At 64.4% G+C, this 21,771-nt stretch carries 23 protein-coding genes and 3 pseudogenes; 9 read left to right on the forward strand and 17 right to left on the reverse strand.

Features of this window, described 5'->3' with window-relative positions; translation table 11 throughout:
* Nucleotides 1-204, forward strand: a pseudogene (locus AC1DY7_RS29460) (glucose-6-phosphate dehydrogenase (coenzyme-F420)); the annotation flags it as partial.
* A gap of 372 nt (nt 205-576) precedes the next feature.
* Here AC1DY7_RS29460 and AC1DY7_RS29465 read toward each other — a convergent pair.
* Nucleotides 577-1,740 (reverse strand): acyl-CoA dehydrogenase family protein, encoded by a 1,164-nt coding sequence (locus AC1DY7_RS29465; RefSeq protein WP_477497298.1) that lies wholly within the window; start codon nt 1,738-1,740, stop codon nt 577-579.
* Between the two features lie 227 nt (nt 1,741-1,967).
* Between AC1DY7_RS29465 and AC1DY7_RS29470 the strand changes: the two genes are divergently transcribed.
* On the forward strand, nt 1,968-2,807 hold the full coding sequence (locus tag AC1DY7_RS29470) for an enoyl-CoA hydratase/isomerase family protein (protein WP_477497299.1): 840 nt from the start codon (nt 1,968-1,970) through the stop codon (nt 2,805-2,807).
* Nucleotides 2,808-2,858: 51 nt separating this feature from the next.
* On the opposite strand, the gene AC1DY7_RS29475 is transcribed toward AC1DY7_RS29470, so the two are convergent.
* From AC1DY7_RS29475 to AC1DY7_RS29485, 3 genes are all read right to left on the reverse strand, one after another.
* On the reverse strand, nt 2,859-3,917 hold the full coding sequence (locus AC1DY7_RS29475; RefSeq protein ID WP_477497300.1) for an LLM class F420-dependent oxidoreductase: 1,059 nt from the start codon (nt 3,915-3,917) through the stop codon (nt 2,859-2,861).
* A gap of 771 nt (nt 3,918-4,688) precedes the next feature.
* A complete protein-coding gene (locus tag AC1DY7_RS29480) occupies nt 4,689-5,591 on the reverse strand; it encodes an SDR family NAD(P)-dependent oxidoreductase (RefSeq protein ID WP_477497301.1) in 903 nt (300 codons plus the stop codon).
* Nucleotides 5,591-6,211, reverse strand: a complete 621-nt coding sequence (locus AC1DY7_RS29485) for an SAM-dependent methyltransferase (RefSeq protein ID WP_477497302.1) — start codon at nt 6,209-6,211, stop codon at nt 5,591-5,593. Before AC1DY7_RS29485 ends, AC1DY7_RS29480 begins: the two co-directional genes overlap by 1 nt.
* 94 nt (nt 6,212-6,305) lie before the next feature.
* On the opposite strand from AC1DY7_RS29485, the gene AC1DY7_RS29490 reads away from it, so the two are divergent.
* Nucleotides 6,306-6,992 carry a TetR/AcrR family transcriptional regulator gene (locus tag AC1DY7_RS29490; protein WP_477497303.1) on the forward strand — a complete coding sequence of 229 codons (687 nt, stop codon included), beginning with the start codon at nt 6,306-6,308 and terminating at the stop codon, nt 6,990-6,992.
* Nucleotides 6,993-7,172: 180 nt separating this feature from the next.
* Here the strand turns inward: AC1DY7_RS29490 and AC1DY7_RS29495 are convergent, their stop codons facing one another.
* The 8 genes from AC1DY7_RS29495 to AC1DY7_RS29530 all read right to left on the reverse strand — a co-directional run bounded on the left by AC1DY7_RS29495 (nt 7,173) and on the right by AC1DY7_RS29530 (nt 12,287).
* Nucleotides 7,173-7,790: a TetR/AcrR family transcriptional regulator gene (locus tag AC1DY7_RS29495; protein ID WP_477497304.1), complete on the reverse strand. Its 618-nt coding sequence runs from the start codon at nt 7,788-7,790 to the stop codon at nt 7,173-7,175.
* Nucleotides 7,787-8,317: a PPOX class F420-dependent oxidoreductase gene (locus AC1DY7_RS29500; RefSeq protein ID WP_477497305.1), complete on the reverse strand. Its 531-nt coding sequence runs from the start codon at nt 8,315-8,317 to the stop codon at nt 7,787-7,789. The genes AC1DY7_RS29495 and AC1DY7_RS29500 overlap by 4 nt, the downstream gene beginning before the upstream one ends.
* A gap of 12 nt (nt 8,318-8,329) precedes the next feature.
* Nucleotides 8,330-8,848 (reverse strand): nuclear transport factor 2 family protein, encoded by a 519-nt coding sequence (locus AC1DY7_RS29505; RefSeq protein WP_477497306.1) that lies wholly within the window; start codon nt 8,846-8,848, stop codon nt 8,330-8,332.
* Nucleotides 8,845-9,132, reverse strand: coding sequence for an enoyl-CoA hydratase/isomerase family protein (locus tag AC1DY7_RS29510; protein ID WP_477497307.1), 288 nt, complete (start codon nt 9,130-9,132; stop codon nt 8,845-8,847). The genes AC1DY7_RS29505 and AC1DY7_RS29510 overlap by 4 nt, the downstream gene beginning before the upstream one ends.
* Nucleotides 9,133-9,501: 369 nt before the next feature.
* Complete coding sequence (locus AC1DY7_RS29515; protein WP_477497308.1) at nt 9,502-10,401, reverse strand: LLM class F420-dependent oxidoreductase; 900 nt, start codon at nt 10,399-10,401, stop codon at nt 9,502-9,504.
* Between the two features lie 47 nt (nt 10,402-10,448).
* Nucleotides 10,449-11,183: an NADPH-dependent F420 reductase gene (locus AC1DY7_RS29520; protein WP_477497309.1), complete on the reverse strand. Its 735-nt coding sequence runs from the start codon at nt 11,181-11,183 to the stop codon at nt 10,449-10,451.
* A gap of 25 nt (nt 11,184-11,208) precedes the next feature.
* The gene (locus tag AC1DY7_RS29525) at nt 11,209-11,574 is read right to left on the reverse strand and encodes a MarR family winged helix-turn-helix transcriptional regulator (protein WP_477497310.1); all 366 of its coding nucleotides are present in this window, start codon (nt 11,572-11,574) and stop codon (nt 11,209-11,211) included.
* A 164-nt stretch (nt 11,575-11,738) separates the two neighbouring features.
* Nucleotides 11,739-12,287 (reverse strand): TetR/AcrR family transcriptional regulator, encoded by a 549-nt coding sequence (locus tag AC1DY7_RS29530; protein WP_477497311.1) that lies wholly within the window; start codon nt 12,285-12,287, stop codon nt 11,739-11,741.
* A 358-nt stretch (nt 12,288-12,645) separates the two neighbouring features.
* Between AC1DY7_RS29530 and AC1DY7_RS29535 the strand changes: the two genes are divergently transcribed.
* From AC1DY7_RS29535 to AC1DY7_RS29545, 3 genes and pseudogenes are all read left to right on the forward strand, one after another.
* Nucleotides 12,646-14,130, forward strand: coding sequence for an LVIVD repeat-containing protein (locus tag AC1DY7_RS29535; RefSeq protein WP_477497312.1), 1,485 nt, complete (start codon nt 12,646-12,648; stop codon nt 14,128-14,130).
* 35 nt (nt 14,131-14,165) lie between these two features.
* Complete coding sequence (locus tag AC1DY7_RS29540) at nt 14,166-14,741, forward strand: DUF305 domain-containing protein (RefSeq protein ID WP_477497313.1); 576 nt, start codon at nt 14,166-14,168, stop codon at nt 14,739-14,741.
* A 387-nt stretch (nt 14,742-15,128) separates the two neighbouring features.
* Nucleotides 15,129-15,363, forward strand: a pseudogene (locus AC1DY7_RS29545) (DDE-type integrase/transposase/recombinase); the annotation flags it as partial.
* Nucleotides 15,364-15,398: 35 nt separating this feature from the next.
* Here the strand turns inward: AC1DY7_RS29545 and AC1DY7_RS29550 are convergent.
* From AC1DY7_RS29550 to AC1DY7_RS29570, 5 genes and pseudogenes are all read right to left on the reverse strand, one after another.
* Nucleotides 15,399-15,648, reverse strand: a pseudogene (locus AC1DY7_RS29550) (toprim domain-containing protein); the annotation flags it as partial.
* 102 nt (nt 15,649-15,750) lie between these two features.
* Nucleotides 15,751-16,728 carry an NADPH:quinone oxidoreductase family protein gene (locus AC1DY7_RS29555; protein ID WP_477497314.1) on the reverse strand — a complete coding sequence of 326 codons (978 nt, stop codon included), beginning with the start codon at nt 16,726-16,728 and terminating at the stop codon, nt 15,751-15,753.
* A complete protein-coding gene (locus AC1DY7_RS29560; protein ID WP_477497315.1) occupies nt 16,725-17,750 on the reverse strand; it encodes a phosphotransferase family protein in 1,026 nt (341 codons plus the stop codon). The genes AC1DY7_RS29555 and AC1DY7_RS29560 overlap by 4 nt, the downstream gene beginning before the upstream one ends.
* Nucleotides 17,747-19,048, reverse strand: coding sequence for an acyl-CoA dehydrogenase family protein (locus AC1DY7_RS29565; RefSeq protein ID WP_477497316.1), 1,302 nt, complete (start codon nt 19,046-19,048; stop codon nt 17,747-17,749). The genes AC1DY7_RS29560 and AC1DY7_RS29565 overlap by 4 nt, the downstream gene beginning before the upstream one ends.
* Before the next feature lie 2 nt (nt 19,049-19,050).
* Entirely contained in the window at nt 19,051-19,698 is a 648-nt protein-coding gene (locus AC1DY7_RS29570) for a TetR/AcrR family transcriptional regulator (RefSeq protein ID WP_477497317.1), read from the reverse strand.
* A 166-nt stretch (nt 19,699-19,864) separates the two neighbouring features.
* Here AC1DY7_RS29570 and AC1DY7_RS29575 point away from each other — a divergent pair, with 166 nt between their 5' ends.
* Genes AC1DY7_RS29575 through AC1DY7_RS29585 form a run of 3 tightly spaced genes read left to right on the forward strand, consistent with a single transcriptional unit; the run spans nt 19,865 to nt 21,650 of the window.
* Nucleotides 19,865-21,145, forward strand: a complete 1,281-nt coding sequence (locus tag AC1DY7_RS29575) for a cytochrome P450 (RefSeq protein WP_477497318.1) — start codon at nt 19,865-19,867, stop codon at nt 21,143-21,145.
* 11 nt (nt 21,146-21,156) lie between these two features.
* Entirely contained in the window at nt 21,157-21,354 is a 198-nt protein-coding gene (locus AC1DY7_RS29580; RefSeq protein ID WP_477497319.1) for a ferredoxin, read from the forward strand.
* Nucleotides 21,351-21,650 (forward strand): DUF1330 domain-containing protein, encoded by a 300-nt coding sequence (locus tag AC1DY7_RS29585; protein WP_477497320.1) that lies wholly within the window; start codon nt 21,351-21,353, stop codon nt 21,648-21,650. Before AC1DY7_RS29580 ends, AC1DY7_RS29585 begins: the two co-directional genes overlap by 4 nt.
* The last annotated feature ends 121 nt before the right edge of the window (nt 21,651-21,771 follow it).

Here is a 21,771-nt window from a genome sequence, read left to right on the forward strand (position 1 = left end):
AAGGCCGCCGACGAACTGCCCATCGAGCAGGTCGCCAAGCGCTGGATCGTCGCGTCGGATCCGGACGAGGCCGTCGAGAAGGTGGCCGACTACGTCAAGTGGGGACTGAACCACCTGGTGTTCCACGACCCCCGGCAGGATCAGCGCCGATTCCTGGAGCTGTTCCAGCGGGATCTGGAACCGCGGCTGCGCAAGCTGGGATAGCCGCCCGACTGGGGAACAGGCGTGCTCGCTGGGGATCGACATCGTTGTTCGCCGCTCTCACAACCGGTTTCGCCGCAGACCCAGGCACGTCCCGGTACTTCTGTGGAGAATACCCGCACACGGTTGGGATTACGCCGATGCCGGCCGTCTTCGGCATCCAAACACCACCGCCCTCCCGTCGGAAACAGGCTTGCTTCGTTGCTCGGCGTTGAGCCAACCTTCCGAGCGGGTGGCGACGTCGCGATTGCGCGGCTCAGTATTTCCTCGCCCCCCAACGGCCATGGCCGAATCGGTACGCCCAGGCGAGCTTGCGCGAGACAGGATCCAAGGGGTCGACACCCCTCACAGGTCAGTGGCAGGTTGGACGAAGGATTAGGTTTGCGGGAACTTTCGATTGGGGAAGAGGCCTGCAGCTACGCCGTTTCGCAAGACTGCCGGCGCGCCGCCGGCTACGACGTTGGTGACGCAATCGCGATGGATTCGCTGAATCGCGAAGTCGGTGGTGGGTCCGTAACCACCGTGTAGTTCCATCGCCTTGAGTGTGATCTGTGGACCTACCGTCGCGCCGAAAAGCTTGGCCTGGGTAACTTCCGCCAGCTGTGGAAACCGGCCGTCGATTGCGCCGGCCGCGGCTCGGTAGGCCAGTAGTCGAAGCGCCTCGATCTGCACCCACATGTCGGCAAGACTGTGATAAACGGACTGGAAGTCGATGATCGACTTCCCGAAGGCCTGCCGCTGCTGGGTGTAGCGGGCGGCCTCGTCGTAGGCCGCCTGGGAGAAGCCCAGCCAGAACCCGCAATTGTGTAGGCGTTCCAGGTTGAATGCGGTCATCAGTCGAGCGAACTGTCCTGGCCCGACGATCACGTTCTCGATCGGCACCCGAACGTTCTCAAGGATCATGTCCCCGTGGGCGATTCCCCGGTCGCCGATGAAAGTCGGACCGCGTTCGATTCGCACCCCGGGCATCGACGTCTCCACGATCACCGCGCCGATGCCCCTGGCGCCCGGTGTGTCGTCGAACCGAACGAAGGTGGCATTCAAGTCGTTCACGCCCGACCCGGTCAAAAAGTTCTTGGTGCCGTTGAGGATCAGTTCATCGCCATCTCGAACAGCGGTCGTAGTGAGGTGGGTCAGCGCGGATCCTGCGTCGGGTTCGGTGAGCGCGATGTTGCAGGCGCGGCGCCCGGAGACGATGTCGTGGAGGTATTTCTCCTTCACTATCGAGTCGCCCAGGAGCAGCATCGATGGGCCGGGCCCGCTGGTGCAGAACACAGGCTCGGGCGGTAACCATGACTGCGCGTGCCGGAAGAGCGCTTCCACCACAATCAGATAGTCGACCGCGTCACCACCCTTTCCGCCGTATTCCCGTGGCATCGCAACGCCAAGGAGGTCGGCGGCCGCTACGCGGTCGAAGATTTCAGAGTAAGGGGCGTCGTCCGTCTCATCCCAGCCTCGTGCCTCCGCGCGCAGTGAGTCGCCCACCTCGGCAGCGCGTTGCTGTAGCGCGCGCTGTTCTTGGCTCATCTCGAACTTCATCACACGCCCCGGTCCGCACGTCGGCGTGCCGGCAACCCGATGCTGTCATCGGTCCAGACGGGCGTCGCTATCGACTGCATATCCACCTCCGTTGTCAAAACGATCGTTCAATAGAGACGCTGTGTCGCTCGACGAGGCGGTCGTCGAAACACTTGCTTAGAAAGTCCACTTTATGGCATCGTTTCAGATTAGTAAACGATCGTTATCCGGCCTGGAGTGTCCGGTCGGTGGTGAAGGCGAAAGGCGGCGCCATGTCCAGCGTGCAATCGGACTCTGCGCCAGAATCGGGCGAGCTCCGTGAAACCCGGGTCTCTGCGGTCGCGGTGTTGACGATCAACCGCCCGGCGCGGCGTAACGCACTGACGCCGGAGGTGCTCGATGGGCTGCGCGTTGCCCTGCGACGCCTCGAAGGCGAGCCCGAGGTCCGGGCGGTTGTGTTGGCAGGTGCAGGCGGCGCTTTCAGTTCCGGCGCCGACCTGAAGTCGAGTTCGCTGGGAGCCAAGAGCTTGCTGCTCGACCACTACCACCCCTTGATATGCACCCTGCTCGACCTGGAGCTCCCAGTGATCGCGGCGCTCACCGGAGTCGCTGCGGGAGCCGGCGCGTCCCTTGCCATGGCATGTGACTTCAGAGTGGCGGATCCGCGGGCATACTTTCAGCTCTCCTTCACCAAGATTGGTCTCATCCCCGACGCCGGTTCTCTCTGGTTGCTGCCAAAGCTTGTCGGACGTGCCCGTGCTTTGGAACTGGCCATTCTGGCACGCGATCTGCCGGCCGGCGAGGCGCTCGGATGGGGCCTGGTGACTGAGGTATCCGAGGTGGATCGCTGCCTCGACGCGGCGATCGAGTTCGGACACCGGTTCGGCGCCCTCTCTTCGAGCGTGGGCGCCGTGAAAGCAGCCATGCATGAAGGCACCGACGCCGACCTTCGATATTTTCTCGGTTACGAGGCGGAATTACAGGAGCAGATGCAACAGCGACCTGACTTCGCGGAGGCCCTCGAGGCATTCCGCGAACGGCGGACACCCCGATTCGGGCCACGCCAGCGGCACGCCGGTAGTCGATAGACCAGCGACGTCGGGCCGGCCCCGGAGCAGTCCCTTAGGTGGACGCAATGTTCACGCGGTAGCTGGAACCGTGTCGGTACCCGCAACGATCTCCGCCATCAGTTCGATGGCGGCAGTCTGTGTGGTGTCAAGGTGTAGTGCGGTGATCCCGGAGTCGGCCCACATTTTGAATCGGTTACGGATCCGCGCCGGGGGGCCGAACAGGCCCTGGTCATCGACGAACTCGTCTGGAACGGCGGATGCCGCCTCTTCCTTGCGTCCTGCCCGGAACAGCTCCTCGATACGCGCCGCGGCATCCGTGTAGCCCTGTTGTTCCATGGCGCGCTTGTGGAAGTTGACCGTCGGGTGTCCCATGCCGCCGACATACAGTGAAACGCCAGCCTTGACGGTCCGCAGGGCGCTCTCCACGTCGTCGGTGACGGTCACCCCTGCCAATGCCTCGAAATCGAAGTTCTCCCAGGACTTGCCGTTGCCGGCACGCTGAAAGCCCTCCTCGATGTGTCGGCGGAAGCGCGGCATTTCGCGTGGGACAAATCGCGCCGGCAAAATTCCGTCGCACAGTTCACCGGTGAGTCGGAGCATCGAGTCCGAACGGGCCCCCAGGTAGATTGGGATCTTGTGGCTCGGGTGCAGGATTGAACGTAGCGGCTTGCCAAGACCGGTAGCGCCGATGCCGGTGTACGGGAGCGAGATCTCGCGACCGTCGTGCGACACCGGCCCTTCGCGGCGAAAGACCTTCTGCATGATTTCGATGTAGTCACGGAGACGCCAGTAGGGCTTGCCCCACGGTTGCCCGTACCAACCCTCGACGATCTGCGGTCCGGAGACGCCAAGACCGGCTATGAACCGGCCGCCGCCTGCGAGCGCGTCCACTGTCATGGCTTGCATCGCGCACATCGTCGGCGGCCGGCCGGCCAACTGCATGATGGCGGTTCCCAGCTTGATCCGCGAGGTTTGCGCCGCGATCCATGCCAGCGGCGTTATGGCATCGGTGCCATATGCCTCGGACGTCCAGACGGAATCGAAGCCGAGCCGTTCGGCACGCTTCACCAGATCGATCGAGAAGTCCGCGCGCGCACCCGAGTAGCCAAGGTAAAGACCGAGTTTCATGTGTTCTCCTCCATGCCGGTCGCGAGGCTACGACCGGTTTCTGGGGCTCCGCGCGGGCGGCGAACTACCCGCCAAGCCGGATGCGAAAGGCAACCCGTACCTCTTCACTGACCACCGTAGCGCAAGTAAGCGAACGTTTTTGACATTTTGTCGGTATATATGCCAGTCCACGCGGATATTTCTGTGCCGGTATGAACGATCGTTTATCGCAAGGAGACGCCAACTAAGGCGCTTGAATGTCGAGGAGCAGTGATCCTGCGTCACGCGAAGCAACGACAAGGGCAGGTCAGAAGGCCAGTCAGACGTGGGTCTTCGGAGACGTACTCGAAGTTGCGCCCGCCGGTGGCCTCCCGCACGAGGTTGGCCCCGCCTGCGAGTTGCACGGCAAAGCCCTTCGCCCTGGCTTGCCGCCCGACACTCCACCAAGAACCTGGAAGGCATGGGACGTGCCCTTCGAAGAACGCGTCCTGGCCCCCGGTAGCCGACACGCGGTGGACGGCTTTGCCTGAGTACGACATTCGTGGGGAGAGCAGGTGGCAGGTGACCAGTTCGCCGCGGAGCTGGACGCTGATCTCGCCGACGTCGAGTTCGGCTTCGCGGCCCGGTAGGTGTGTCTAGGAAATGAACGCCGAGATATCGGCGCGGCCGTGGTGAAGCTCTCGGCTTGACATGCCCGCGCGGGCGTCGCGGCGGATGACCGCATAAAGCTCGACCCGAGATTGTGGGCTCATCGAGGAGTCCTGTTCCATGTCGTTGGTTCCACCTGAGGCCCTATCGCCAATCAGGGTAGATATCCATGTAGCCCTTGGTGCCCAGGAGGTCAGCGGTAGCCTGCCACAGCTTTTGTCGGGTGGCGGGGTCGTTGGCTGGCGCGACGGGCGTGATGAGGCGAGCGGTCTTGCCGGAGTAGTAGCCCCCTGAGTTGAGGCCGCGTTCGGTGGTGACGCGCACGATGAGGCTGGCGCCGTTGTGCGGATTGCCGATACTGAAGGTGTGCAGGAGGCGTTCAAGTGCTGCCGCGAAGCGTAATTCGCGGCCCAGGCTGGTGGTGTTGTAGCCGGGGTTGAGGCACATCGCGTCGACGGTGGTGTCGGAGAGGCGTTCGGCTAGTTCGAGGGTGAACATGATGTCGAGCAGTTTGGTCTTGCCGTAGATCGGAGATGACTGCAGAGCCTTGAAGGGTTTGGTGCTGGCGAGATCTTGCGGTATTCGCAGAGTGCCGTGGCGGCGTGATGCCTCGGAAGCGACGGTGACGATTCGGGCGCGCTCGGCGCGCCGCAGGGCCGGTAGGACAGTGCCGGTGAGCAGCCATGGTGCGAGATAGTTGACGGCAACCATTTCGGGCAGTCCGTCGAGGGTGGTGCGTTGACTCATGGTGTGCACACCGGCGTTGTTGATCAGCACGTCGATGTGCGCGAAGCGTTCGTTGATCTCTGCGCCCGCGCGCTGTGTGCTAGCCAGATCGGTGAAGTCGGCGTCGACGACGTCGAGGACGGCCTCTGGTGCTTCCTGTCGGATCCGGCCGAGGGTCTGCTCGGCACGCTCCCTGCTCCTGGCGGTGAGCACGAGGTGAGCGCCGCCCCGCGCGAGGTCGATGGCGGCCAGTTGACCGATACCGCTGGTAGCACCGGTGATCACGATGACCGGTGCGGCGGATTCTGCCGGGTTCGTCATCATCGGGTGCGCGCCCCTGTTTCTGGGCGGGTGGCGCTGAGATACACGATGTCTGAGAACGGAACCTCGCCGCCGCTCACCAGCGGTGCCACACCGCACTTCGCCAGCAGCTCCGCGGTACGGACCGCGGCCACGTCCCATCCCCGATGAGACAGGTAGGGATCGACGTCGTGGCGGTTGCCGAGATAGACCAGTTCGCTCAGGTCGACGTCGAAGCCCAGCGGTCCCCATCGCTCGGCCAAGGTTTCGGTCATCGACTGGACGTCATGGGGACCCATCGTGGCAAATTTGGGCAGGCTGTCGGTGGCGAACTGGCTTCCTGGCGAGCTCTGGGGGGTGACCGCGTTAAGCAGGTGGTCCTGGAAGTCCGGCGGGAGGTAGCCAAGCAGACCTTCGGCGATCCAGGCCGTGGGCCGGGAGGGGTCAAAACCCGCGTTGGCCAGTGCCGAGGGCCAGTCGTTGCGCAGGTCGACACCCACCGCACGCACCGGCGACTCCGCGACGTGGTCCTTGATTTTCGCGTCTGGAGCCCTTGAGGCCACCGCGTGTGCTGCTGCCGCCATCGTCGCCGTCGCCCCGACGCCCGATGCCGGACTCCATGAGTCCCTGTCGGTTCGCAACTGTTACTTCCTTTCACGCAACCCGTAGGGCGCCCGCTTGGCGCATAGCGGCCCGTTCAGTGTCATAGACTGAGTCCAAGAGTAGACTGCATCTATGTTTGTGTCTTCGCCGTTGTTGGCTACCTCGGAGCCGCTGGGATTGCGGGAACGCAAGAAGCTGCAGACGTGGCGAGACATTCGTGCCGCCGCCACACGCTTCCTGAAAGACCGCGATTTCGCCGATGTCAGCGTCGACATGATCGCCGCCGAAGCAAACGTGTCCCGGGCAACGTTCTTCAACTACTTCGCTTCCAAGGATGCGGCGGTGTTCGATGCAGACCCTGAGGAGCTCGCGGCGTACACGGCGCTACTCGACGCCCGACCCGGCGACGAACCGGTCTGGACATCGGTGCAACAAATCCTCGTCACCACCATCGAGTCGGTCAGTGAACAAATCGTCGTCCAGCACCATCTCCTGCAACGCAACCCGACACTGGCCAGCAGCGGACGCACCTTCGGCGACCAGTTTCGCCACACGCTTATCCAGTGGGCGACCGAGCGAGCGGTAGCCGCAGGAAGCACAGAATTTGAGTCAGCCCTAGTTGTCGCGGCAGCGGACGCCGCGGCGACCACCGCCTACCGCTTCTGGGATCCCACCAGCGGCGCTCAAGCGTTACGCGACCTCATCACCGCCGCCTTCGACACCGCCGGCGCAGGCTTCTCAAACCTAAGCGGTGCCACCCGACCCCACCGGCCGCCGACCGCTGGCACTCCAGTCGGGAAACACCGGAGCGGTTGCTAGACCTACATTCTGGCCTCTCCTCGGGCTGGCATGCCGCGCCCGCCACTAACTGGGCACCAACCAGTCCATTGCCGATTCCGGCACCATTAGGGCTCGCCATCGTTATGGCCGGCAGCGCTCAAGCGGTCAGGAAGGTGTTGACGAGTGCGGCACCGGCAGCCGCTGTGTCACTCAGCACCGTCACTCAGCACCCGCGGACGACCGACGTCTATCCATCGGGCGGCCGCGGGTTGCTTCGCGGATGAGTGCGCGTAGTTCGCGGGCGACGTCGTCGATCGGTTGGGTGTCGTGCTCGACGCGGCTCAGTGCCACGGCGCCCTCGACCGCGGCGACGGTCAACGTTGCGAGGCGACGGGCGCGTGCCGGGGAGGCGCTGTGGGCGCGCAACAACGTATCCAGGGCGTCGCGCCAGCTGCCGAACGCGCGGGCCGCAGCCTGGGTCAGCTGTGGCGCTTCGTCGTTGGCTTCCACGGCGACCGCAAGAACGGGACAGCCGGCACGGAAGTTCGAGGCCTGCAGACTGGCCTTCCAGATGGCGATGAACGCGTCGAACGTTGCCAGGGGTGTCGCATCGCCGGCGTCGTGGAGAACCTCTCCGAGTGCGCTGCCGGCTCGGTCCACCACCTCCTCGACGAGCTGGGCCCGACCACCGGGGAAATGGTGATAGACCGATCCGCGGGGAGCGCGGCTGTGCTGCAGAACATCGTCCATGCTGGTGCCGGATGCCCCGCGTTCGCGGATGAGCGCCGATGCGCTGTCGAGCATTCTCTGGCGGGCATCGGAGGCACGTGGGCTCACGTTCGCTCTCCAGCTGTTGGGTTGCCGGCCGGGTTGATGGGCGTCAGCTCGATGTAGTGCACCGCGGTGAGCGGGCGTGATGCAGCCGCGAAAGCCGCACGTTTCCAGCCCCATTGGGACCGGATGACAGACTCTGCGTGCGCACGCTCGGTATCGGTCTCCAAAATGCGACCACGCGCGGCGATCGGCTGCCCGAGCGGCTTTCCGCGAAACGAGCACGGAGCGATGAGCACTTCGGGATTGCGGCGCAGGCGCTTGGCTTTGTATGCCTCCACTTCGGTCCACAGGTACACACGGTCGCCGTCGTAGCCGGGCCACACGGGTTGCGGCATCGGGGTGCCGTCCTTGCGATAGGTGACCACTAGGCAGTGCGTGTATCGCGACAACTCGGCAAAACCGGTGGGCCGGACTCGCATGTCCAGCACCGTACTCGTCTTCTCCGAGCGCATCGTCGCAAAGAGCCGCTTGTTGGCGACCACGAGGGCGCGCCTGAGCCGGTAGGTGGGGCCTGACTGTTCTTGTTGCATGTCAGTGCTCTTTCATTCAGGGTAGTGCGTGTTGAACCGAGAGTGGGTGCTGCGCGTCGGGGCGCCGAGTCCGGAGCGCCACCAGCGCGTCCATGCGCGCGGCCGGCGCGCGACCGCGGAGAACAGAGGCAATGGGTCCAGGTAGGTCGTACGGCCGATGACAAGTCCGCCGGCGAACCGGAACCGATCGCATGCGTCCCAGGTGACCGGCTTTCCGCCGAGCGTGCCCGAGAGCCGAACCTCGATGTAGACGCCGTCGTCGAAGACGTTGGTGTACAACACCTCGCCGCGCAGATCAGGGACAAGCGCATAGACCCGTTTGAACAGATCGAGGAAACCATCTGGCCCGTGGGCGTCCGGGGCCTGGGATTGCACCGCGTGATAGTCAGGGTGCACCAAGCGGCGCAGTGCGGCGACACTTGTGAAGTCACCGGCGGCAAACGCCGCCGCGAACAGCTCTACCCAATGCCCCGAACTCTCGATTCGTGTGGGTAGGGCAGACATTCCGTGATCGGTGGGCGGCGTCGTCATCGAGGTGTGCCTGCATCGAAGCGGCCGCGCGAGAGTGCTTGAGCCATGGCCGCCTTGGGACGGCGACCGAGACGGGTGGCTTCGGCGATCGCGACCTGCCGCAACTCGCTCGACGCGACAACCTGATCGACCAGGCCGAGATCCAGCGCCTCAGCGGGATTGAACGGCCGGCCCTCGATGACGATGCGGAGAGCGCGCTTGGCTCCACCGCTCCCGCCGCCGGTGCGACTTTCCATAATATGTAACATGACATAGAACATATATTGTTGTCGCGCGATCAACAAGAGCAACAACTTTCGATCGCCGCCAAGTGTGCCGATGAGAAACTCTTCGCGAGGAAAGGGTGGCGACGGCGGTCTGACTAGCAGGACAACTGTTCTAGTCAATGCGGGGCGACCAGCGATGTCGTCGACCGATGTCCACCACATCAACGAACGCGCGGTCTTCGATGAGGTTCCCCCCGGGTCTACTTCAGCTCACTTTCGTCGAACTCGCTCCTGACGGGGCGTAGCTGTCGACGTAAACGCCGCCAAACGCCCGAAAGCCATGGTGGGACGTCGAAGCCCGCTGCCGCGCTGCGGGCGGATTCACGTGTGCTCGCCGAAACCGCCCGCAATTCGAACTCGGGTAGCGACCGAATGGCGGCTACGCGGTCATCGGGTGCGTGCCCGGAGTTCCAGTGCCGGAGCCAAGGTCGTCAGTGCCGGTAGCAGTTCTTTGGTGCCGATGACCTGAATGGCGACGTGATCGGCGCCGGCTGCCCTGTGCTGTTGGAGGCGTCCCACAATGTCGTCGACGCTACCGTGGGCGATGACGGCATCGACGAGTTCGTCGCTGCCCGGTTTGGCGACATCGTTGTCGCGGAAGCCGAGTCGTTTCCAACTGTTGCGGTAGTTGGCCAGGCCGAGATACACGTCGAGTGCCGCGCGGCCTGATGCGCGGGACTCTGCGTTGTCCTCGGATAGCACGATCTTCTGGTCCGGTGCCAGGAAGGCGGCTGGCCCCATCACCTCGCGCGCCCGCGCGGTGTGCTCAGGGGTGGTCAGATAGGGGTGCGCGCCGGCCCCGCGCCGCGCCGACAGCTTCAGGACCCCGTCGCCGAGTGCGGCAAGGACCCGGCGGTCAGCGGGCACGCCGTAGCGATCCAGGTCGTCGAGGTAGGCATTGAGGGCATCGAAGGGCTTCTCCCACTCGGTAATGGCTTCGCGGTGGCCTGCGCCGATACCGAGCATGAACCGTCCCGGGTGACGATCTTCAAGGCGGTGAAATGCCTCTGCCACGCGTGCGGACGGGGAATTCCAGATGTTGATGATCCCGGTCGCGGCCTTCAATGAGGTGGTGCTGTCGAAGATCGGGTCGACCCAGGACAGGTCGTCGGGGGCGGCGCTACTGACCCACACCGCGCCGTAGCCCAGCTTCTCGATCTCATGGGCATCCTCCGGGGAGACCGGATTGGTCGTCCACACGCCGAACTTCCCGAAGTCGGGCTTGTCGGCCGCATCGTGCGATGTCGTCTGCTTTGTTGCCGCAGTGTCTTTTTCGTTGAGGTGCATGATCTTCCGTTCTGAGTGGAGCTGGGGAAACTATTGGCGTCCCGCCGTCACATGTTGAGGGCGCGATTGAGACGCACGCCATAGTCTTCGTCCGGGTTGGTGCCGTCCGCGCCGAATCGTTCGGCGACGGAGGCCATCCCGATGTCGCGGCGTTTGGGTGATCGGGCAGCGTCGGCCGTGGCCAGCGCGGCCGGCATTTCATCGCTGGTCAGGTCGGTGCAGTATGCCGGCATTCCGGGTTGCTGACGCCACGACTGGTCCAGCCCGCCGGCGTCGAAACCGTCGAAACCTGTCTCCTCGACCAGGGCAATGCCGAGGGCCCGCGACGTCGCATCATCGGCCGCGACGGGAATCGCTATTCGGCCCGGCATTCCCGCAGACGTGCCCTTGTTGGCGAACGACCCTGATCCAATGGCATTCCATGCCTTCACAACGGGGCGACCGAGTTGTTCAGCGACCCAGAGGCTTTCGATCTGGCCGTCCTCGATCGCCGGTATCCGGGAGTCCCAGGCAGGGTAGTAGTTGGAGGTGTCTATGACCACGGCGCCCGGTGATGCGTCTTGCAGGATCGGCGCGATGCCGGGAACGCGGTTGAGGGGGACTGAGAGGATTACGACGTCGACACCTTTCACCGCGTCGGATGCCGTTACTGTCCGCAGTGCGTCGGCCTCGACCGTTTCTGGGCCTCGCGAGTTGGCCACCTTGACATCGTGCCCGGCGCCGGCGAGCCGCTGGCTGAGCGTCTTGCCGATGTGGCCGACGCCGATGATTCCGATCTTCATGGTGAGTCCTTTCGTGGCGCGTGGCCTAGTCGACCGCGGGGTGTGCCAGTCCTTCGAGCGTGCGCCGAAGGTCATCGATGCCCCTGTCGGTGAGTTGGCAGGCAGACTTGATTTGGTCGGTGATGCCTCGGATCTCGGGTTCGAGCGCGCGGCCACGGGCAGTCAGATCAACGAACACCCTGCGCTCGTCGGCCACGTCCCGTGTCCGCGTCACCATTCCGATGGCCTCCAATCGCTTGACCAATGGCGTGATCGTGCCGGTGTCCATATCGAGGCGGGCGCCCAAAGCGCCGACCGGAAGCGGCGCGTCATCAAGTAACGCCAGGACCACGAGGTACTGCGGAAACGTCAGGCCCAGCGGTTCCAGGAATGGCTTGTGCTGGCGGATCATCCGGTTGGCGGCCCCGTACAACGCGAAAGACAGCTGCCGACCCAAGTGATCACGAGATGCCTGTGGCACAGTCGACACCTTCCCTAGTAGACCGTCTGCTTACATGCTAGATACTAGCACGCTAGATATCTAGTGCATGTCTGATGCCTTCAGGTTGCTCCCCGTTAAGCCTCCGGCGCGGCGACCCGCTTCGGTTCGGACGGGGTGCCAAAGGGATTCGGAGGGGATGTGCTCCGGCCGGGGTCGAGGATGTGGCGAATTTGTGAGTCGAGGTGTTCGGCGGTGGAGACCACGGGGTAGCCGTTGACGAAGCTGGTGATGACGCCGCTGATGAAGGTGAGGACCATGACGGCGCGCTCCTCGATCACCGATGGTGCCATGGTGTGATCGTCGTACCACCCGGCGACGACATTACGGGCCAGTTTGTAGAACCGGATGCCATAGGCAGCCATGGTGGCGTTGAGATCAGGATCCTGGTGGGCGGTGATGATGAGCTCGAAGCGGGCGCGGGTTCGGGTGAGGTACGGCGCGGTGCCGGAGAGCATGACGAGTCTGGCCAAGCCGAGGGTTCCGGCGTAGCCGGTGCCGGTGTGGTCGTTGAGCTCGTCCATCATCGTCAGATCGGCGAGGTCGAGTTCGGTGAGCCGTTCAGCGACGGCCAGTAGAAGGGATTTGCGGGTCCGAAAATAGTACGACGTGGTGCCCGCCGGCATGCGCGCATGCTTGTCGACCCGAGGATGGGTGAGCCCGCGCGAGCCGTGGGTGCCGAGCAGCTCAATGGCAGCGTCGGCGAGATCGAGGCGACGCTGGGCGCTGTTGTACGTGCGACGTGCGGTGATGGTGGCAGCTTAGCGTGCCGAGCGCGCCCGAGAATGCCGAGTAGGGCACTCTTCGGATGGTTGCGAATCGCTGCCAACCTGCCCGGGATTTCTCAATATATTCCTCTAAGTCCATAGAGGATGTTACGGTCCGGCCATGGGGAGGATGTCATGCACCGTGTCCGCTAATAGCCGATGCGGCGTTTGCTGCACCTGTCGGATGTCGGCGCGGTGGGCAGCTTTGGCGGCCCTGATGGTGCTCACGTTGGGTGTTGCGGTCACCCAGGCGGCTATCGCCGCAGCCAGCCTGCCGCCGGGTTTCGACGAGAACAACGACGTCTGGTCGGTGGCGGTGCCGGAGGCCTCGTGTCGGCCCGGCGACCGCGTGGAGACCGGGCTACAGGGCGAGGTCCCCGTCGGTGATCGCGACTCCCGGCGCAGCACGCTGGGCTACGCCTGCAACATCGATCTCGTCGGCCAATTCCAGGGCCCGGGAGCAGGCTGGACCAGCGCCGCCTACAAGAACTGCGTGTACATCGGGTCGACCTTCCCTCACACCAGCGGCGTGCAGGTGCTCGATGTGTCCGATCCTGCGAATCCGCGGCCCACCGTGATGCTCGCCGAGCCGGCGATGATCAACGGCACCTGGGAGTCGCTGAAAGTGAACGAAACCCGAGGATTGCTTGCCGGCACCGGGGTGCCCTTCCTCTTCGGCCTGGGCTACATCTCGCTCTACGATGTCGCCACGGACTGCGCCCACCCACGCTTGCTCAACGAAGGACGCGGCTCCCTACCGGGGGTGCGGATCCCGATGCTCACCCACGAGGGCAACTTCTCACCCGACGGCAATACCTATTGGGCATCCGGACAGATCTGGGCCAGCGCGGTCGATGTCTCCGACCCCACGGACCCTACGGTCGCGTGGAGCGCGCCGGCCGGATTCGCCAGTCATGGAATGGATTTCACACCCGACGGGAACACGATGTTCATGTCCACTGCCGCCGGGATGAACATCCTGGACACCTCGGCCATCCAAGACCGCGCCGCCCCCGGAATGACGATGCACCAGCTGTTGCCCAGCCGCGGGTACAAGCACTGGCACGACGGCCTGATCAGTCAGCACAGCATCTACGTCACCTACGGCGGCCATCCCTACGTGTTCAACGTCGACGAATTCGGCTCCGGCGGAGTCAAACTCTTCGATGCCGGCGACCTGAACGATCTGCGGTTGCGCACCACGATCAAACTCGCCATCAACCTGCCCGAGAACCTTGATCGGTGGGCTGCCAGCGCATCCAGCAGCGGTGCGTTCGGCTACGAGTCGCATTACTGCAACGTCGATCAGCGCCAAGATCCACAAGCCATGGCATGCGGATGGGCGCAATCGGGCATCCGCGTGTTCGATATCCGAGACCCGGACCACATCCACGAGATCGCCTACTTCAATCCGCCGGCCCAGACCGGGAAAAACGATCAACTTCCCAACTCGCAACACGTTCGCTTCGGCGGCGTGGTCGTTCCGCCGGCCAGCAGCGTGATCTCGATCGCCCAAGCCATCCTCAACGGCCAAATCAACGGCGACGACATCGTGCGCGACGGCCGGATCATCGGTCTGGACCTGTCCGCCGACTGGTGCATGTCGCCGCCGGAATTCCGCGGCAACCTCCTCTACGCCACCTGCACCGACAACGGCTTCATGGCCCTGCGCCTGGATCCTGCCGTCTACCCGCCACGATGACGCGTCCACACCTTGGGCGTGTCGCAGCGCTCCTGATGTCCGCGGTCTTCGGCGCGGCGATCTGCGCGGCGGCCTACCCGCGGACCGAATTGCCGCCGGTGTTGTCCAGCATGGAAATCGGCTTCGCCCAAGATATGTCGGCCCACCATCAGCAGGCCGTCACGATGACCGACATGCTCGCCCCCGACGCCACCGCCGATGTGAAAGCCCTCGCCGAACAGATCCGGTTCACCCAACTCACCGAGATCGGCCAGATGACCGGCTGGCTCCAACTCGCGGCTGCCCCACCAGCCGGCACGCACCCGATGGCATGGATGATGGCCCCCTCCGCCGACCACCACGCCGCCATGAACGAGCCGATGCAAATGCCAGGCATGGCCTCACCAGCTGACCTGAAACAACTGCAACACAGCACCGGCCTGGCCAATCAAACCCTGTTCCTGCACCTGATGACCCGTCACCATCAAGGCGGAATCACCATGGCCGCCTACGCCTTCCAGCGCACGACCAACGACACCATCCGTCGGGCGGCCAGTGTCATGGTCGATGAGCAGACCCAGGAAATCCAGATCATGACCGCCATGCTCGCCCAACATGGTGCTACCCGGTGATCCGTACTGGTGCCCGCCGATTGAACCGATATCTGATCGTCGGATCCGCATCGCCAAATCCTCTAGAGATATCAAAGCCCGGGTGCCATTCCCGTGGCCAGCCTCGCCGTGTTGGTCGAAACTAATTCAGATTGTGAAACTGATCGGGTTGGTCGACGGAGGTCCTGGAATGAAGCGCGTACGTGTGACCAGTGCCTCCAACCGGCCGGATGTCGCCGGGTTATGTGGTCGTGGGGTCCGGCAGTGTCGGCGCCACCGTGGCCGGCGACTGGCCGATGCCGGAGCTGTTGTGACGCTGCTGGGTCTGCAGCACGATCACGTGAATCTTGACCTGCCCACCCGCCCAAATCGATCCACCCGGTGATCGACAGACTGTGATCCCCATGCGTCAACCGCACGTTCCATCGGCTTTCCCCGAATGAGTTGTGGGCCACGATATCGCCAGCGCCGCACCCGCGAAGGATGACTGTACTGCTGCGCTGTCCTCGACGCGTTCAGTCGCAGGATCGTGGGCTGGTCGATGGATTCGAAGGCCGATGACACCTTGGTGGTCAACGCGTTGGATATGGCCATCCGGAACCGCCGACCATCACCGGCCGGTATTGTGGATGCCGATCACGGAACCGTGTGAACGCTTGGTTTTATGCCAGGCAAACCTTCACCGTCATCGATGTGCACCCGAATTACGGTGCGCCGCTCTGGATCCAGCGCGGTATTCCAGAAATCGTCGGCATCCGTCTCGCCGAGGCCTTTGTTGCGCTGCACCTCCACCTTGCGCTTGGAGGTGGCTTTCAACTGAGCCACGGCGGCGTCGCGTTCGGATTCCTCCTGACAGTAGATCCGCTGCGTGCCGTCTTTCACCCCGAACAGGAGGCAACGTCACATAGACCATCCCGGCTTCCACCACCCCTGGGTGGTGCACGACTCGCTCACACTCGCATCTCATTGTGACGCCTGTAGCTTTCAACAGCACATCGCCGCGCCCGGCGTGGCCGTCGACTCGACGCAGTCAGGAGCGCTGAGAGTCGATTTCCACGACCACCTTGCCGACGGCCACCCCGTCGGCGACGTGCCGTAATGCGGCGGCGGCCTCATCCAGCGGATAGACCGCTCCGACATGTGGGACGACCGCATGGGTGGCCAGCAGGGCGGCCAGTTCCTCGTCATTGCGAGTGAACTCGTCGGGCGGGATGTCCTGAAATTGGAACCCGAGCAGGGCAATACCCTTGACCAGCAACAGGTTCAGTGGAATGCGGGGGATGGTGCCGGAGGCATAGCCGATGGTGACGAACCGCCCGCCGCGGCGGAGCGCACGCAGCGCGGGTTCGGACAGGTCACCACCCACGGGGTCCAGCACGGCGTGCGCACCGTCGGGCACCGCCTCGCGCAACGCGGCACGCAGGTCGGCGCTGCGATGGTTGATCAGCTTGGCCGCACCGTATTGCGCTGCGGTGGAGAGCTTCTCGTCGGAGGAAGCCACCGCGGTGACACGGGCGCCGAGTGCCGTCGCCAGCTGTACCGCCGCCAGCCCCACCCCACCGCCGGCCCCGAGCACGATCACCTCATCGCCGGAACGGATCCGCGCCACCGACCTCAGCGCGTGATAGGCCGTCCGATGCGCGACCCCGAACGCGGCGGCGGTGCGATCGTCGACACCGTCGGGGATGGGCGTCACAGCGGCGCTCGGCAGACACACCTGCTCGGCGAACGTGCCGAACATGGCGGTTCCGGTCACCCGGTCACCGATCGTCAAACCCGTGACATCACTGGATATCTCGATAATGACGCCGGCGCACTCGCTGCCCGGGACGAACGGGGGCGGCACCTTGACCTGATACTCACCAGCGACCAGGAGCACGTCGGGGAAGTTCACCGCCGCGGTGCGGACCCGCACACGTACCTGACCGGAGGTGAGTGCAGGGGCGGGGATCTCCTGGACCCCCACCACCTCCGGCGGTCCGAAGGCCGGGCAGACGGCCGCTTTCACCGGTAGTCGCTGGACTCGGCAAGGTCGGCGGCCGATGTCATCAGATCGGTGACCACCGGTCCGAACGCCAGCAGCTTCTCGTCGTTACCGGCGCGCTGGAACCCCTGCTCCAGCACGATCGCGAGCTTCCACTTGGCCAGCACCAGGTAGTAGTCCAGGTCCTCGACCTGACGGCCGGACACCTCGGCGTAGCGGGCGACCACCTGGTCTCGGGTGGGCGCGCCGCGCATATCGACATAACTCATCGCGGCATGATCATGCTCGTCGGCGGGCCAGCTCTGCACCATCCACGCAAGGTCGAGTTTCGGGTCGCCGACAGTGCCCATCTCCCAGTCCACGATGGCGGCCAGCCGCGCCGGCGCGCCGTGCTCGTACATCACGTTGGCGAACTGATAGTCACCGTGCATCAGCCCGGGGATGAAGTCGAGCGGTTTGCGCTCCTGCAGCCACGCGGTGGCGACGTCGAGTCCGGGCAGATCGCGCTGTTTGATGCGTTCCAAGAATGCGATCCAGCGGGCGACCTGGCGTTCGTGGAAGCCCTCCGGGCGGCCGAGATCCTGTAGCCCCTTGGCTTTCCAGTCCACCTTCGACAGCAGCGCAATGCCCTCGGCCAGTTGGTAACTCAGCTCGGCCCTGGTGGCCGGGTCGCTGTTGAAGGGCTCGGGCCAGACGGCGTGCTGATCCATCGGAGACCACCCGTCGACAAAGCCCATCAGGTAGAACGGCCGGCCGAGCACGTCGGGGCTCGCGCACACCCCGATGGCCTTGGTGTGCGGCACGTCGGTGCCGTCGAGTGCCTCGATGATGCGCCACTCCCGCAGGATTCCCTTGTCACGGTCTGCGGGTGCGTCCGGTGGTGGCAGCCGAATCACGCTCTGGTGCTCACCGCGGGTGATCGAGAAGATGACGTTCTGCGTGCCACCGGAAAGGTAGCGGGCTTCGGTCGGTTCGCCCGTGCCGGGCAGCCCCGCCGCGTCCATCCAGTCCGCAAGGCGCGCAACGTCGATCGTCGGGGTGCTCATAGGTTGCCCACCTCCAGTTCCAGGTACTGGGCGTATTTCGCCTGTGCTGCTTCGCGTTTGCGGGGAATCCACTCGGTCGGCCACAGATCGTCGGTTGCCGAGTAGTCACGCAGCACCTGCTTGGCGACCGTCGTCTTGTGCACCTCGGTGGGTCCGTCGGCCAGGCCCATGACGGCGGCTCCGGTGACCATGCCGAGGAACGGCATCTCGTTGGTGACGCCGAGGGCACCGTGAATCTGCATGGCCCGCCAGGCGATATCGTGCAGCACCGTCGGCATCACCACCTTCACGGTGGCGATGTCCTTGCGTACCTTCTTGTAGTCGTTGTACTTGTCGATCTCCCATGCGGTGTAGAGCACCAGCAGCCGGAACTGCTTGAGCTGGGCGTAGGAGTCGGCGATGTAGGCCTGGATGGCCTGCTTGTCGGCGAGCAGGCTGCCCGCGGTCTGTCGGCTGAGCACCCGTTCGCACATCATGTCCAGCGCTTTCTGGGACAGCCCGATGGTGCGCATGGCGTGGTGGATGCGTCCGCCGCCCAGCCGGGTCTGGGCGATGACGAACGCCTGCCCCTCGCCGCCGAGCAGAGCGGAATCCGGAACGCGCACATTGTCGTAATGGATCAGCGCGTGCGAACCCTGACCGTCGGACTCGCCGTACAGCCCGCAGTTGCGTTCGATGGTCACCCCGGGTGTGTCGGTGGGGACCAGGAACATCGACATGCCTTGGTACGGGCTGACATCCGGATTGGTCACCACCATCACGATGAGGAAGGACGAGGTGGAGGCGTTGGAGGAGAAGAACTTGTAGCCGTTGATGACCCAGTCGTCCCCGTCACGCACTGCGGCGGTCTTGAACTGGGTCGGGTCCGCTCCACCTTGGGGTTCGGTCATCGAATAACAGGAGAAGACCTCGCCGTCGAGCAGTGGACGCAGGTAGCGTTCCTTCTGTTCAGGCGTGCCGTAGTGGGCGATGATCTCGGCGTTACCGGTGTCGGGGGCCTGGCAGCCGAAGATGATCGGCGCCCACTGCGACCGGCCCAGGATCTCGTTGAGCAGCGCGAGTTTCAGCTGCCCGTAACCCTGGCCGCCGAGATCGGGTCCGAGATGGGTGGCCCACAACCCTTTCTGGCGCACCCGATCCTTGAGCGGGTCGATGACAGCGCGCCGGGTGTCGTCGAGAGGGGTGAACTGCAGATGCGGCCAGACGAGGTCCAGTGGTTCGACTTCATCGCGCACGAACGCGTCGGCCCAGTCCAATAGTTCCTGGAACTGCGGGTCGGTCTCGAAATCCCATGCCATTGCTAACTCCTTCGTTGTCCGGCGATGAGGGTGAGAATGTCGGCGCCGACGACGTCGGCGAACGAACGGTCCCCGAAAGCGCCCGCGGCCCAGTGCCGGGCGCCCTCGCTGACCAGCGTCATGGCCAGGTAGGCCAGATGGGGGACGTCGGTGTGCACGGGCAGCTTGCCGTCGGCGACGGCGCGGTCGAACAGCGCGGTGAACATGCCCCCGTCGAGGTCGGGGGCGTCGGCGGTAGTGAGGATGCGGTGCTCGTGACGGTAGCCCTCGAGGATGGTCTCGATGATCAGCTCGCGCGGGTTGCGGGCCATGGACCGCCCCAGGTCGGACAGCGCCGCGGCGATCACCGTGGGCACGTCATAGTCACCGTCCAGCATGTCGACGATGACCCGTTGCGCCGATCGGGTGGACATCACACCGACCTCGAACAGCACGTCCTCTTTGCGCGGGAAATAGAAGTAGAAGAGCGCCTTGGAGACGCCGGCGGCCCGGCAGATCTGGACCACGGTGGTGTTCGCGTAGCCGTTGGTGCGCCACAGCGCCATCGCGGCCTGCACCAGCATGCGCTTTGTCTCCTTGGAACGGGCCTGCGCAAGTGATGCCCGGCGCTGACCACGGTCAGGCGCGGTGACATCGCTGGAACCCGGCATACCTGCACAATAACGCCGAACATAAAGTTTGACCAGGGTCAGCTTTACGGATGCGGCGAGGGGAAACTGGACCCGCCCGTTGACGGACCCGACCCGCTGTGGAAATCTGATACGCAAAGATGAGAATCACATTCTCGTCGAGAGAGATCGCCGAAACGGAGCACAGATGGCGGACGGCCTGACCGAGTTGGATTTCTTCCGGGACCCGCAGCTGGTGGAGGACCCCTATCCGTATTTCGAGGCGCTGCGCAGCGGCTGCCCGGTGCATCAGAACGGCCCTCACGGCGTGACCATGGTGACCGGCTGGGACGAGGCCGTCCAGGTCTACAACGACGCCGACACCTTCTCCTCGGTCACGTCGGTCACCGGTCCGTTCCCCGGCTTTCCGGTCCCACTGGACGGGCTGAGCAAGGACGAGGTCACCGCGCTCATCGAGAAGCACCGTGACGAGTTGCCGTTCAGCGATCAGTTGCCGACGCTGGATCCGCCCACCCACACCGATCACCGCGCGCTGTTGATGCGCCTGATCACGCCCAAGCGTCTCAAGGAGAACGAGGACGCGATGTGGAAGCTGGCCGACGAGGTGCTCGACACCTATCTCGAGGGCGATCAGGGCGAGTTCATCAAGGGTTTCGCCGGGCCGTTCACCCTGCTGGTCATCGCCGACCTGATGGGCATCCCACCCGAGGACCGGGATGAGTTCGTCAAGAACATCGCGGGCAATTCCGGCGGCGGGGTCGGCGGTACCAGCGAGGAATCGCTGTCGCACAGCCCGCTGGAATTCCTGTACAACATGTTCGCCGACTACGTGGTGGACCGCCGCGCCAACCCGCGCGACGACGTGCTGACCGGGATGGCCGAAGCCACCTTCCCGGACGGTTCGATTCCCGACCCGGGCGATGTCGCACGCGTGGCCGCCAACGTGTTCTCGGCGGGTCAGGAAACCACCGTCCGCCTGTTGGGCACCGCGCTCAAGGTCATCGCCGAGCAGCCCAAGGTCCAGGCCGCCCTGCGCGAAGATCGAAGCCTCATCTCGAATTTCATCGAGGAGGCCCTGCGCATCGAGAGCCCGGTCAAGGGTGACTTCCGGCTGTCGCGCTGCCCTGTCACGGTGGGAGACGCCGAGTTGGGTTCGGGTACCACTGTGATGGTGCTCAACGGTGCCGCCAACCGCGACCCTCGCCGCTTCGATGATCCCGACACGTTCGACCCGGCACGCAAGAACGCCCGGCAGCACCTGGCGTTCGGCCGTGGCATCCACAGCTGCCCGGGCGCGCCGCTGGCCCGTGCGGAAACCAAGGTGGCGCTGGAGCGGTTGTTGGACCGCACCACCGACATCCGGATCGCCGAGAACAAGCACGGACCCGCCGACGACCGTCAGTACCGGTACATCCCGACCTTCATCCTGCGCGGGCTGATCGACCTGCATCTCGAGTTCGACAAGTAGGAGTCACTGTCTTGAAGGTGGTTGTCGACGAGGATAAGTGCCGCGGCCACGGGATGTGCCTGACGGCGTGCCCCGAGGTGTTCACCCTGGCAGACGGGGGGTATGCAGAGGTCCTTCTCGATGAGGTTCCCGACGAATACGCCTCGGGCGTCAGGGATGCTGTCGAATGGTGTCCGGAACAAGCAATCAGAATCACTGAAGGAGAATGAGAAGCGTGCCCAAAGGTTATGTCCTGCTGACCGAGACCATCACCGACCCGGCCGGGATGGGTGAGTACGCGAAGGTGGCCGGCCCGGCGATGGCAGGAGCCTCCATCCTGGTCGTGGACCAGAAGCCGACCGTTGTCGAGGGAGCATGGGAATGCACACAGACCGTGCTGCTCGAGTTCGAATCCACACAGGCCGCCAACGACTGGTACTACTCCGACGGATACCAGGCCGCGGTCAAGCTCCGGCAGGCCGCAGCGACGTGTAATGCAGTGATCCTCAACGGCTTCGGTCGCTAGGAGTCGCGCCCGCTGACGGTGGCGGTTCCGGCTCGAAGGGTTGGTGCTACCGCCATTGGGCGCGTTCGCCGGTGGTTCCGGGCATGGTGGGACCGCGGGTGTGGTCGGTGGGCGGGGCAGC

Source organism: Mycobacterium sp. P2_H7, from assembly GCF_056403275.1.

What these genes read in the sequence shown, in the direction of transcription:
- AC1DY7_RS29525 (WP_477497310.1), bottom strand. Translation starts at nt 11,574, where the DNA reads ATGATCCGCCAGCACAAGCCATTCCTGGAACCGCTGGGCCTGACGTTT.
- AC1DY7_RS29530 (WP_477497311.1), bottom strand. Translation starts at nt 12,287, where the DNA reads ATGCCGGCGGGCACCACGTCGTACTATTTTCGGACCCGCAAATCCCTT.
- AC1DY7_RS29465 (WP_477497298.1), bottom strand. Translation starts at nt 1,740, where the DNA reads ATGAAGTTCGAGATGAGCCAAGAACAGCGCGCGCTACAGCAACGCGCT.
- AC1DY7_RS29480 (WP_477497301.1), bottom strand. Translation starts at nt 5,591, where the DNA reads ATGACGAACCCGGCAGAATCCGCCGCACCGGTCATCGTGATCACCGGT.
- AC1DY7_RS29570 (WP_477497317.1), bottom strand. Translation starts at nt 19,698, where the DNA reads ATGCCGGGTTCCAGCGATGTCACCGCGCCTGACCGTGGTCAGCGCCGG.
- AC1DY7_RS29565 (WP_477497316.1), bottom strand. Translation starts at nt 19,048, where the DNA reads ATGGCATGGGATTTCGAGACCGACCCGCAGTTCCAGGAACTATTGGAC.
- AC1DY7_RS29475 (WP_477497300.1), bottom strand. Translation starts at nt 3,917, where the DNA reads ATGAAACTCGGTCTTTACCTTGGCTACTCGGGTGCGCGCGCGGACTTC.
- AC1DY7_RS29500 (WP_477497305.1), bottom strand. Translation starts at nt 8,317, where the DNA reads ATGCAACAAGAACAGTCAGGCCCCACCTACCGGCTCAGGCGCGCCCTC.
- AC1DY7_RS29585 (WP_477497320.1), top strand. Translation starts at nt 21,351, where the DNA reads ATGAGAAGCGTGCCCAAAGGTTATGTCCTGCTGACCGAGACCATCACC.
- AC1DY7_RS29560 (WP_477497315.1), bottom strand. Translation starts at nt 17,750, where the DNA reads ATGAGCACCCCGACGATCGACGTTGCGCGCCTTGCGGACTGGATGGAC.
- AC1DY7_RS29535 (WP_477497312.1), top strand. Translation starts at nt 12,646, where the DNA reads ATGGTGCTCACGTTGGGTGTTGCGGTCACCCAGGCGGCTATCGCCGCA.
- AC1DY7_RS29520 (WP_477497309.1), bottom strand. Translation starts at nt 11,183, where the DNA reads ATGAAGATCGGAATCATCGGCGTCGGCCACATCGGCAAGACGCTCAGC.
- AC1DY7_RS29540 (WP_477497313.1), top strand. Translation starts at nt 14,166, where the DNA reads ATGTCCGCGGTCTTCGGCGCGGCGATCTGCGCGGCGGCCTACCCGCGG.
- AC1DY7_RS29515 (WP_477497308.1), bottom strand. Translation starts at nt 10,401, where the DNA reads ATGCACCTCAACGAAAAAGACACTGCGGCAACAAAGCAGACGACATCG.
- AC1DY7_RS29490 (WP_477497303.1), top strand. Translation starts at nt 6,306, where the DNA reads ATGTTTGTGTCTTCGCCGTTGTTGGCTACCTCGGAGCCGCTGGGATTG.
- AC1DY7_RS29505 (WP_477497306.1), bottom strand. Translation starts at nt 8,848, where the DNA reads ATGACGACGCCGCCCACCGATCACGGAATGTCTGCCCTACCCACACGA.
- AC1DY7_RS29575 (WP_477497318.1), top strand. Translation starts at nt 19,865, where the DNA reads ATGGCGGACGGCCTGACCGAGTTGGATTTCTTCCGGGACCCGCAGCTG.